Consider the following 10957-nt stretch of genomic DNA (forward strand, 5'->3'; position numbering starts at 1 on the left):
GGCACCGCTCAGCGGTTGCGCGGCTTCCAGACGACCAAGGCGGTGCTCTTCGGCACCACCGCAACTTCGCGGCGTTGCTTGGCACGCAAGGCCGCCAGCTCCTCTGACATCTCCTGCAAGCGCGCCTGCAACGCCTCGACTTGGTTGGTCAGCTCGATGATCCGCTTGATGCCCGCGAGGTTGACGCCCTCGTCCTGCGAAAGGCGCTGCACCTCACGCAGCAGTTCCACGTCGTGCTGCGAATAACGCCGCCCGCCACCGGAAGTGCGCTGCGGACTGACCAGGCCGAGCCGGTCGTAGGTGCGCAGGGTCTGCGCGTGCATTCCGGCCAGCTCGGCGGCCACCGAGATCATGAAGGTCCGAGCTTCTTCCCTTTTCTGGTGCTTGGCCATCAGCGGTTACCTGCCCATCCCGCCCTTGGGTTGAATCCACTGGCTCTTTCGGCCGCCGCGTAGGCTTCCAGCGCCTCTTGGGCGGCGCCTTCCAGGTTCGGTGGAACGGCGACCTTGACGGTTACGAGCAGGTCACCACTTCCGCCGCTGCGCTTGGGCACACCCCGGCCGCGGACCCGCAGGATGCGGCCATCGGCGGTGCCCTTCGGCACCCGAACCCCGACGGTACCGTCCAATGTCGGCACCGAAAGCGTTGAGCCCAAAGCTAATTCGTGGAAGCTAACCGGGACCGTCACGGTGAGGTCGTCGCCGTCACGCCCGAACACCTTGTCGGGGCGTACATGCACCGTCACATACAGGTCACCCGAGGGCGCCCCACGCAAGCCCGCCTCACCCTGGCCGGCCAACCGGATTCGCTGTCCGTCCTCGACGCCCGGCGGAATCCGCACATTGATGGTGCGGGTTCGCGTGGTGACTCCGGTGCCTTTGCACTCGTCGCAGGGGTGCTCGATGATCGAGCCGCTGCCCCGACAGTCGGTGCACGGTTCGGAGAAGCCGAACGCACCCTGATTGCGGTTGATCACACCGGCGCCGTTGCAGGTGGCACACACCTTTGGGCTGGTGCCCGGACGCGCGCCGCTGCCGTGGCAGTTGGTGCACGGCGCCGGGCTGGTGAGCCGCAACGGCATCGCCACACCCTTGGCGGCCTCGACGAAATCGAGTTCGGTCTCGGTCTCCAGATCGTTTCCGCGCCGCGGCCGGCTAGGCCGGGGACTTGCGCCGCGTCCGAACAGGCCGCCGAACAAGTCCCCGATGTTGGTGCCGCCGCCCCGGCTGGCGGCGTCGAACAGGTCGTTGAGGTTGAACTCAACGCCGTCGCCGCCGCCGAAGCCGCCGAAACCACCGGTGTCAAAGCGCCGCCGACCGAACCCGCCGTTGGCGAAGAGCCGCCGGGTTTCGTCGTACTCCTTCTTCTTCGCCTCGTCCGACAAGACGCTGTAGGCCTCGGACACCGCCTTGAACCGCTCTGCGCCCTCGGGATTCTTGTCCGGATGAAACTCCGAAGCCAGCTTGCGGTACGCCTTCTTGATCTGGTCCTCAGTAGCGTCAGGAGAGACGCCTAGCTCCTTGTAGAAGTCTTTTTCGACCCATTCACGCTGGGCCATGTCGCGTCACCCCCTCTCACCTTTCCCGTTGATTTTGAGCCCTATTCGCCCGAGCCGCTGTCTTTATCACCCGAGTCGGCCTGCTCGCTTTCGAGGATCTGCTCGAAAGGGTCAACAGCAGGCGCTTTCTCGGCTTCGCCGGAAGGCGTGTCAACCGTGTCGACGACGCCGACGAGCGCGTGCCGCAGCACCTGCTCGCCCAGTCGGTAACCCTGCCGCATGACAGTGCCGATCACCGGCCTTGAGTTCGGGCCGCCGTCACCTTCGTGCTGCACGGCCTCGTGCAACGCCGGGTCGAAGTCCTCGCCTTCGGCGCCGAACGGCTTCAGCCCGAGACCGGACAGAGCGCTGGCCAGCTTGTCGGCGACCGACTTCAGCGGGCCGGACTCCAGATCGCCGTGCTTGCGGGCGCGGTCGAGATCGTCGAGCACGCCCAGCAATTGGCTGACGACGGTGGCCTTGGCCCGGTCCGCCGCCGCCTGCTGGTCGCGCAGCGCCCGCTTGCGGTAGTTGGCGAAATCGGCCTGTACCCGTTGCAGATCGCGCACCAACTCGGCGGCCTTGTCCGCCTCTTCCGGCGTTTCGCCCGCGAACTCCCCGGCGGCCTTCCCTCCCGGCGAATTGCCGGGAGGGGTCTGCCGAACTTCACCCGTCTGGGGGTCGATCCGCCGCTTGTCGGTGACGGTTACCGGCTCTTGCTGGCCGTCATGCGGTGTTTCGTTTCCGCCCGTCACTTGGCCTCCCGGTCGTCGTCAACCACCTCCGCGTCCACGACGTCGTCAGCACCCGGTCCGGCGCTACCGCCGGGCTGGAACCCGCCGGCATCTCCGCCGCCCGCGGCTTGCGTCGCCTCGTAGATCGCCTGGCCCAGAGCCTGCGACTCCTGACCCAGCTTCTCCATCGCCGACTTGATCGCGGTGATGTCGCTACCCGCCAACGCCGTCTTCGCGTCGGCGATCGCGGCGTCCACCTTGTTCAGCGTGTCTTCGGGGACCGTAGAGCCGCCCCCAGACTCTTTAGCCTCACGTTGCTCTTTGACGAACTTCTCCGTCTGGTAGACCAGCGTCTCGGCCTGGTTGCGGACATCAGCCTCTTCGCGCCGCTTGCGGTCCTCCTCGGCGTGCGCCTCGGCGTCCTTGATCATCCGATCGATCTCTTCCTTGGACAGGCCAGAGCCTTCCTGGATCCGGATCGTGTTCTCCTTGCCGGTGCCCTTGTCCTTGGCGGTGACGTGCACGATGCCGTTGGCGTCGATGTCGAAGGTGACCTCGATCTGCGGGACACCGCGCGGCGCCGGCGGGATACCGGTCAGCTCGAAGGATCCGAGCAGCTTGTTGTGCGCCGCGATCTCACGCTCACCCTGGTAGACCTGAATCTGCACGGACGGCTGGTTGTCATCGGCCGTGGTGAAGGTCTCCGACCGCTTGGTCGGGATGGTGGTGTTGCGCTCGATCAGCTTGGTCATCACGCCGCCCTTGGTTTCGATACCGAGGCTCAGCGGCGTAACATCAAGCAGCAGAACATCTTTCACCTCGCCCTTGAGCACACCGGCCTGCAGCGCGGCGCCGACGGCCACAACCTCGTCCGGGTTGACCCCCTTGTTGGGCTCCTTGCCGCCGGTGAGCTCCTTGACCAGGTCGGTCACCGCGGGCATACGGGTCGAACCACCCACCAGCACCACGTGGTCGATGTCGGCGACCGAGATGCCGGCGTCGGCAATCACCGACTGGAACGGCTTACGGGTCCGGTCCAGCAGGTCCTGGGTGATCCGCTGGAACTCCGCACGGGTCAGCTGCTCGTCCAGGAACAGCGGGTTCTTGTCCGCGTCGACGGTGATGTAGGGCAGGTTGATCGAGGTGCTCTGGCTCGAGCTCAGCTCGATCTTGGCCTTCTCGGCCGCTTCGCGCAGCCGCTGCATGGCCATCTTGTCCTTGGTCAGGTCGATGCCACTGCTGGCCTTGAACTTGTCGACCAGCCAGTCGACGACGCGCTGGTCCCAGTCGTCGCCACCGAGGTGGTTGTCACCGCTGGTGGCACGAACCTCGACCACGCCCTCACCGATCTCCAGCAGGGACACGTCGAACGTGCCGCCGCCCAGGTCGAAGACCAGGATGGTCTGTTCCTTCTCGCCCTTGTCCAGGCCGTAGGCCAGTGCGGCTGCGGTCGGCTCGTTGACGATGCGCAGCACGTTGAGGCCGGCGATCTGACCGGCGTCCTTGGTGGCCTGACGCTGGGCGTCGTTGAAGTAGGCGGGGGTCGTGATGACCGCGTCGGTGATGTCCTCACCGAGGTACGCCTCCGCGTCGCGCTTGAGCTTCATCAGAACGCGAGCGCTGATCTCCGGGGCGGTGTAGTTCTTGCCGTCGATTTCCACGGTCCAGTCCGTCCCCATGTGCCGCTTCACCGACCGAATCGTGCGGTCGACGTTGGTCACGGCCTGGTTCTTCGCGGGCTGGCCGACCAGCACCTCACCGTTGCGCGCAAACGCGACGATGGAGGGAGTGGTCCGTGAGCCCTCGGAGTTCGCAACGACGACGGGGTCGCCACCTTCGAGAACCGCGACGACGGAGTTGGTGGTCCCGAGGTCGATTCCGACCGCACGAGCCATAGTGATTCCTCCTGAGTAAATAGCCTGTTCTTTTGCACTATGCTGAGTGAACCCCGCTCAAGACTGCTCCTGACGAGGATCTCCTGTCAACCCAAGCTTGAGTCTGGTTCGCTCAACTTGCTGACCATGCTAACGCGGGTAGTTCGCGTCTTGTTCCCGGGTTTGCACAAGTTGTTTGCGGGTTTGCACCTGAGCGATCGGCGCGGGACGCAGCCACAGTCAACCGGGTGGCCTGTCTTAATGGGGGCGGGTTTTCTCTTCCCTGGGGAAGCTCCACACCACACCTCAAGTCCAGCAGGTCAAGCACCTTTCCGGAACTCACCCTGCACACACCCGGGCGCTAGTAACAGAGCGAACGCTCTGTTACTGTCTGATGAATGCCCCGCCCCCGCGTGTACGACACGGACCGCGTGCTGGACGCGGCCGAGTCGCTGGCCGTCACGTCCGGCCCGGCGGCGGTGACCATCCGCGCGATCAGCGCGGCCGTCGGCGTTTCCAACGGCGCGGTGTACCACACGTTCGGGTCGCGGGCGGGACTGCTGGGCCGAGTGTGGCTACGGGCCGGTCGCCGCTTCCTCGACGCCCAAACCGCGTTAGTCGATCAGGCGCTGTCGGCGCCGGGCCGACAGGCCGGAGTGGACGCGGTCGTCGCCGCCGCCGACGCGCCCGCGGTGTTCGCCGAGCAGTATCCGAACTCGTCGATGCTGCTTCTGGTGGTCCGTCGAGAGGAGCTGCTCGAACCGGATCTGCCCGATGAAATCGGTTCTGAGATAAAGACGCTCGAGACGCGGTTGATAGGCCTGATGATCCGGTTGGCGCTGCGCGTATGGGAACGCAAGGATGCCGGAGCCGTCGACACCATCACCACGTGCATCGTCGACCTGCCCACCGCGATCCTGCTGCGCCGAAACCGCCTGGGCAGCAGTACCGCACGCGAGCAACTCCGCGCCGCCGTGACAGCAGTACTGGACATCGGTCCGCCACCAGAAAGGACAGCAGCGTGACGATCACCCTGACCTATGCCGAAAAGATCGCCATTCTTGACCTCGGTGACGACGAAAACCGTTTCTCGCCAGGCTTTCTCGATGAAATCGAGACCAAGCTCGACGAGATCGTCGCCAGCCGTCCGCACGGCCTGGTCACCACCGCGACCGGCAAGTTCTACACCAACGGCCTGGACCTGGACTGGCTGGGCGCACACGGTGACCAGACCCAGTGGTACGTCGGGCGGGTCCAGGGCCTACTGGCCCGCGTGCTCACCCTGCCGATTCCGACTGCGGCCGCCGTCGTCGGGCACGCGTTCGGCGCGGGCGCAATGTTGGCGGTCGCCCACGACTTCCGGGTGATGCGCGCCGACCGGGGCTACTTCTGCTTCCCCGAGGTCGACATCAACATTCCGTTCACCCCGGGTATGGCCGCACTGATCCAGGCCAAGCTGGCTCCGCAGACGGCGGTCGCCTCGATGACGACGGGCCGCCGCTTCGGTGGCGTCGACGCCGCAAGCATCGGAATCGTCGACGCCACCGCGGCCGAGGGTGCCGTGACCGCCGCCGCCGTCGAACTGCTGCGCCCGCTGGGCGCCAAGGACCAGGGCACGCTGGGTGCCATCAAACAGACGATGTTCGGCGAAGCGGTCAAGGCACTCACCGCGATCTGAGCTCGTCCTCGATCAGGGCCAGCAGCGCCCTAGCGGCCGCGCTGGGCGGTCGGGCCGCCGACGTGGCGACATAGAGGCGCCAAGTCAGGTCCTGATCGGCGATGCGGACCGTCACCAGGCCCGAGTCGTCGATGCCGTCGAGGATGGACCAGCTCAAGAATCCGACACCCAGCCCGTTCCGGATGTAGCCCGCGGCCGTGCCAAGGTCGGCGACCTCGATCGTGACCGTCCGCTCTACACCGGCGGCCGCGAACGCCTTGTCGACCACCGCCCTGGTGCCGTATCCCGGCGGGCTGTCGACGAACGGCAAGCCGGCCAGCGCGGACAGCGGCACCTCGCCTCGACTCGCCAGCGGATGCCCGGCCGGGACCACCAATAGCAGGGGGACGGCCGCGACGAGCCGTGCCCGCAGGTCGGTCGGCGGCGCCCCGGTGAAGACGAGGAATGCGATGTCCAGATCGCCGTCGCGCAGTTGCCGGGCCAGGCCCGCCGATCCCGCGCTGGCCGCGCGCAGCTGGACCAGCACCTCGGGGTGCCGCCGGTGCAATTCGGCCAGCAGCGCAGGCAGGTCGATGACGGTGATCGAAGTAAGGGTTCCGACGGTGACGGCGCCGCGGACGGCCCCGCGGGTGGCATTGACGGCATCCTTGGCCGCGCGGGCGGCGTCGAGGGTCGCGCGGGCGTGCGGGCGCAACTCCTGGCCCGCCGGAGTGAGCGCCGTGCCCGTGGGGTGCCGAACGAAAAGTTCCGCGCCCAGTTCGCGTTCGAGCGCCTTGATGGTCGCCGAGACGCCCGATTGGACGACGTTCAGTTGCCGGGCGGCCCGGGTGAAGCTCAGGTTGTCCGCGACGGCCAGGAAATATTCGAGCTGGCGGAGCTCCATCCAGCGATTATCACGGATCGTGCTGGCAACTATCTGAAAGTTTCATTGGCTGCGATGCCTAACTCCGGCGTAGCTTCGGCGCAGTGGAGGTCACCCGTACCCGCTGGTCGTCGTCGCGCCCGGACGACCGGTTCACCGTCGACAACCCGGCCACCGGGCGGCCGGTCGCCCTCGTCCACGGGGCCGGACCGCAGCAGGTGGACCAGGCAGTGCGTGCGGCACACGCGGCACACCTGGACTGGAAGCGGCGTCCAGCACGTGAGCGCGGTCGCGTGCTGCGCCGGATTGCCGACGTGATCCGCGCGAACGCAGACGAGATCGCGGCGCTCGAGTCGCTCGAAATGGGAAAGCCGGTCAGCCAGGCACGCCAGTTCGATGTGGAGGCCGCGATCGAGATCTTCGAGTACTTCGGCAGCCTGGTCGAGGCGCTGCCCAGTCACGCCCGCGACTACGGCAACGTCTTCGACGTCACCACCCTGGAGCCCTATGGCGTGATCGCCGGGATCGTGCCGTTCAACTGGCCTCCCATCCACACCGCGGGGAAGACGGCGCCGGCGCTGGCGGTGGGCAACGCCGTCGTGCTGAAGCCGCCGGAGCAGGCGCCGTCGGTGGTGCTGCGCATGGCCGAACTCATCCAGTCGGTACTGCCCGATGACCTGCTGCACGTCGTACCCGGCGGTGGCGAAGTCGGTGCCGCGCTCGCCGGGCATCCCTTGGTAGGCAAGGTGTCTTTCACGGGTTCGCCGCAGACGGCCGCCGCGGTGCTGCGGACCACCGCCGACAACCTCACCCCGACACTCATGGAACTGGGTGGCAAGAACCCGTTGTTGGTCTTCGACGACGCCGACCTGCACCAAGCGCTGCTCGCGGCGATCGACGGCGGCTTCTTCAACCAGGGCGAGGCGTGCACCGCGGCATCGCGAATCCTGGTTCAGCACAGCATCTTCGATGAGTTCGCCGAGAGGTTCACCGCCGCGGTGAGCCGGTTGAAGGTGGGCGACGGCGCCGACCCGACCACCGACGTCGGGCCGCTGGTCACCGCCGAACAGCAGAAGCGCGTCCTGGAGTACCTCGACATCGGCGTGTCCGAGGGCGCTCGAATAGCCGCCCAGGCCCCCCTGCCGACCGACCCCCGACTGGCCGACGGCTACTACGTCGCCCCGACGGTGCTGACCGACGTCACCCCCAAGATGCGGGTGGCCACCGAGGAGATCTTCGGTCCGGTCGTCGCGCTGATTCCGTTCGCCGACGAGGACGAGGCGGTGCGCATCGCCAACGACACCCAATTCGGGCTCGTTGCAGGCGTATTCAGCCAGGACAGCGACCGGGTGCTGCGGGTGAGCCGGCAGATCCGGGCCGGGACCGTCTTCGTCAACAACTACGTCCGCATAGCCGTCGGCACCGGCTTCGGCGGCGTCGGGCACAGCGGGTTCGGTCGCGAACATGCCCGCGAGACCCTGACCGAATACGGATACAGCAAGACCATTCGGCTGGCGGCCGACGCGGAGCGATCGCAAGCGCGGCAGAGCCGGGCGCAGCGGGTCGCGACCCCTTGCCCGGAGCGATCGCACCAACTTCCGCACTGGACCGCGGCCGCCAGAGTGCTGGAGGACTGACGACATGCGGACCATAGCCCTCGAAGAGCACTACGCGACAACGCAATTCCTCAGCGGACCGGGCGACTGGTTGCATGAGCGGCCGGGCCTGGCGGAACAGCTGGCCGAGCTCGGTGACGCGCGCATCGCCGCGATGGACGACGCCGGTGTCGACGTTGCGGTGCTGTCGTTGGCGGCACCCGGCGTCGAGCAGCTGGACGGTCCGGCAGCAATTCTGATGGCCCGAGCCTGTAACGACGAACTTGCCGAAGCGGTGCGGCGTTTCCCGGACCGGCTGCACGGCTTTGCCGCCCTACCGATCAGCGCCCCCGACGCGGCGGCCGACGAACTCCAACGGGCCGTCGATCAACTCGGCTTTGTGGGCGCCGCCGTCAACGGCCACTGCCAGGGCGTCTACCTGGACGACCCGCGCTTCGACGGCGTCCTCGAGCGCGCGGCGGCGCTGAACGTTCCGATCTACCTTCATCCCACCATCCCGCCCGCCGCGGTTATCGAGTCCTGCTACGCCGGGTTCGCCAAGGACGTCACGTTCGCGTTGGCCACGGTCGGATGGGGCTGGCACGTCAACACGGCCACGCACGTCCTGCGCCTCATTCTCGGCGGGGTGTTCGACCGCCATCCGACGCTGCAATTCATCATCGGGCACATGGGCGAAGGGACGTCGTTCATGCTGCCGCGATTCGACGCGACGCTGAAGCCGGAACTGACCGGTCTGGAACGTGCGATCAGTGCCTACCTCCGGCATAACTTCTACTACACCTTCGCCAACTTCACCGACGAGGCGACCTTCGCCAATCTGGTCGCTCAAGTCGGCGTCGACCGAGTGGCGTTCTCGACCGATTACCCCTTCGGCTCCATGTCGGCGAACCGCGCGTTCCTCGACAACCTTCCCCTTTCCCATGGGGATCGAGAACGCATCGCGCACGGCAACGCTCAACAGCTACTCAATCTCTCGTCGGCGCGGGACCTCGCCGTGAGTTAGCCTGACAGCCAATCCGCTTCGCGGCGATAGGAGCTCGATGGCACCGTCAGACACCGACGTCGAGCGGCTCAGCCGCGAAGACGAGGGGTATCACAAGGCTCTCAAGAACCGACAACTGCAGATGATCGCCCTCGGCGGCGCGATCGGAACGGGTCTTTTCCTCGGCGCCGGCGAACGGCTCGAAACGGCCGGGCCGGGATTGTTCATTGTTTACGGCATCTGCGGCGTATTCGTGTTCTTCATTCTGCGCGCCCTCGGCGAACTGGTCCTGCACCGCCCGTCGTCGGGATCGTTCGTCTCCTATGCCCGGGAATTTTTTGGCGAGAAGGTGGCCTACGCCGCCGGCTGGATGTACTTCCTGAACTGGGCGATGACCGGGATCGTGGACACCACCGCCATCGCCCACTACTGCCACTATTGGAACTTTTTCCAGGCCATCCCGCAGTGGACGCTGGCGCTGATCGCGCTGCTGGTCGTGCTGGCAATGAACCTGATCTCGGTCAAACTCTTCGGTGAGCTGGAGTTCTGGGCCGCCTTGATCAAGGTGCTGGCGCTGGTCACGTTCCTGGTCGTCGGGACGATCTTTTTGGCCGGCCGCTTCAAGGTCGACGGCCATGACACCGGGTGGTCACTGTGGAGCCAGCACGGCGGGCTGTTGCCGGTCGGGCTGTTGCCGCTGGTACTCGTCACCTCAGGGGTGGTTTTCGCTTACGCCGCAATCGAACTCGTCGGCATCGCGGCGGGCGAGACCGAGGATCCGGAACGGATCATGCCGCGTGCGATCAACTCGGTGGTGTTCCGCATTGCCGTCTTCTACGTCGGGTCGACGATTCTGCTGGCCCTTCTCCTCCCCTACACCGCCTACCGCGCCCACGAGAGCCCGTTCGTGACGTTCTTCAACAGGCTCGGCCTGAGCTGGGGCGATGACCTGATGAACCTTGTGGTGCTCACCGCCGCGCTGTCCAGCCTCAACGCCGGGCTGTATTCCACGGGCCGGATCCTGCGGTCGATGGCGATCAACGGCAGTGGTCCCAAATTCACCGCGCCGATGTCGAAGAACGGCGTGCCATTCGGCGGCATCCTGCTCACCGCAGGGATCGGCCTGTTCGGCATCGTCCTCAATGCCATCAAGCCGAGCCAGGCATTCGAGATCGTGCTGCACATCGCTGCCACGGGCGTCATCGTCGCCTGGGTGACGATCGTGGCGTGCCAACTGCGGTTCCACCACCTGTCGACGACGGGGCAGGTAGAACGGCCGAAGTTCCGAATGCCGCTGTCGCCCTACAGCGGTTACGTGACGTTGGCGTTCCTGCTGGGCGTTTTGATCCTGATGTTCTTCGACGACGTGTTCGGCAAGTGGATGTTCGCGGCCGCGCTGCTGGGCATTCCCGCGCTCATCGGCGGGTGGTTCCTGGTGCGTAATCGCGTGCGCGAGGCCGCCGCGGCGACCGCTGCGGCGGCGGAGGATGCGCCTCAGGCGTAGCCTTCACCGGCCGTTGACACTGCGCCTGTGGCGACAAAATGCGAGTAACCCCCGCCACCACCGCAGTCTCAACGAACACTGGGGACGCGCGCACGTTGACACTGCGCCTGTGGCGACAAAATGCGAGTAACCCCCGCCACCACCGCAGTCTCAACGAACACTGGGGACGC

The 10957-nt window shown here is 66.4% G+C and carries 10 protein-coding genes; 5 read left to right on the forward strand and 5 right to left on the reverse strand.

Going from position 1 to position 10957, the window contains the following annotated elements; all coding sequences use genetic code 11:
* Nucleotides 1–8: 8 nt before the first annotated feature.
* The 4 genes from BST27_RS15880 to dnaK are packed head-to-tail and all read right to left on the reverse strand — an operon-like array spanning nt 9 to nt 4166.
* Entirely contained in the window at nt 9–392 is a 384-nt protein-coding gene (locus BST27_RS15880) for a heat shock protein transcriptional repressor HspR (RefSeq protein ID WP_069419925.1), read from the reverse strand.
* A complete protein-coding gene (dnaJ, locus tag BST27_RS15885) occupies nt 392–1558 on the reverse strand; it encodes a molecular chaperone DnaJ (RefSeq protein WP_069419924.1) in 1167 nt (388 codons plus the stop codon). Before dnaJ ends, BST27_RS15880 begins: the two co-directional genes overlap by 1 nt.
* Before the next feature lie 41 nt (nt 1559–1599).
* Nucleotides 1600–2292, reverse strand: coding sequence for a nucleotide exchange factor GrpE (grpE, locus tag BST27_RS15890; RefSeq protein WP_069419923.1), 693 nt, complete (start codon nt 2290–2292; stop codon nt 1600–1602).
* Nucleotides 2289–4166, reverse strand: a complete 1878-nt coding sequence (gene dnaK, locus BST27_RS15895) for a molecular chaperone DnaK (RefSeq protein WP_069419922.1) — start codon at nt 4164–4166, stop codon at nt 2289–2291. Before dnaK ends, grpE begins: the two co-directional genes overlap by 4 nt.
* 377 nt (nt 4167–4543) lie before the next feature.
* Here dnaK and BST27_RS15900 point away from each other — a divergent pair, with 377 nt between their 5' ends.
* On the forward strand, nt 4544–5170 hold the full coding sequence (locus BST27_RS15900; protein ID WP_069419921.1) for a TetR/AcrR family transcriptional regulator: 627 nt from the start codon (nt 4544–4546) through the stop codon (nt 5168–5170).
* Complete coding sequence (locus BST27_RS15905) at nt 5167–5823, forward strand: enoyl-CoA hydratase-related protein (protein ID WP_069419920.1); 657 nt, start codon at nt 5167–5169, stop codon at nt 5821–5823. Before BST27_RS15900 ends, BST27_RS15905 begins: the two co-directional genes overlap by 4 nt.
* Here BST27_RS15905 and BST27_RS15910 read toward each other — a convergent pair.
* Complete coding sequence (locus BST27_RS15910) at nt 5810–6706, reverse strand: LysR family transcriptional regulator (protein WP_069419919.1); 897 nt, start codon at nt 6704–6706, stop codon at nt 5810–5812. The genes BST27_RS15905 and BST27_RS15910 overlap by 14 nt on opposite strands.
* An 83-nt stretch (nt 6707–6789) precedes the next feature.
* On the opposite strand from BST27_RS15910, the gene BST27_RS15915 reads away from it, so the two are divergent.
* The 3 genes from BST27_RS15915 to BST27_RS15925 are packed head-to-tail and all read left to right on the forward strand — an operon-like array spanning nt 6790 to nt 10787.
* A complete protein-coding gene (locus tag BST27_RS15915; RefSeq protein ID WP_083148535.1) occupies nt 6790–8322 on the forward strand; it encodes an aldehyde dehydrogenase family protein in 1533 nt (510 codons plus the stop codon).
* A gap of 4 nt (nt 8323–8326) precedes the next feature.
* On the forward strand, nt 8327–9304 hold the full coding sequence (locus tag BST27_RS15920; protein WP_069419918.1) for an amidohydrolase family protein: 978 nt from the start codon (nt 8327–8329) through the stop codon (nt 9302–9304).
* A gap of 37 nt (nt 9305–9341) precedes the next feature.
* Complete coding sequence (locus tag BST27_RS15925; RefSeq protein ID WP_069419917.1) at nt 9342–10787, forward strand: amino acid permease; 1446 nt, start codon at nt 9342–9344, stop codon at nt 10785–10787.
* The last annotated feature ends 170 nt before the right edge of the window (nt 10788–10957 follow it).

Origin of the sequence: Mycobacterium intermedium (assembly GCF_002086275.1) — a bacterium.
GTDB lineage: Bacteria > Actinomycetota > Actinomycetes > Mycobacteriales > Mycobacteriaceae > Mycobacterium > Mycobacterium intermedium.

Coding starts and splice junctions, on each gene's coding strand:
- dnaK (WP_069419922.1), bottom strand. CDS start 4,166: ATGGCTCGTGCGGTCGGAATCGACCTCGGGACCACCAACTCCGTCGTC.
- BST27_RS15925 (WP_069419917.1), top strand. CDS start 9,342: ATGGCACCGTCAGACACCGACGTCGAGCGGCTCAGCCGCGAAGACGAG.
- BST27_RS15920 (WP_069419918.1), top strand. CDS start 8,327: ATGCGGACCATAGCCCTCGAAGAGCACTACGCGACAACGCAATTCCTC.
- BST27_RS15900 (WP_069419921.1), top strand. CDS start 4,544: ATGCCCCGCCCCCGCGTGTACGACACGGACCGCGTGCTGGACGCGGCC.
- dnaJ (WP_069419924.1), bottom strand. CDS start 1,558: ATGGCCCAGCGTGAATGGGTCGAAAAAGACTTCTACAAGGAGCTAGGC.
- BST27_RS15910 (WP_069419919.1), bottom strand. CDS start 6,706: ATGGAGCTCCGCCAGCTCGAATATTTCCTGGCCGTCGCGGACAACCTG.
- BST27_RS15880 (WP_069419925.1), bottom strand. CDS start 392: ATGGCCAAGCACCAGAAAAGGGAAGAAGCTCGGACCTTCATGATCTCG.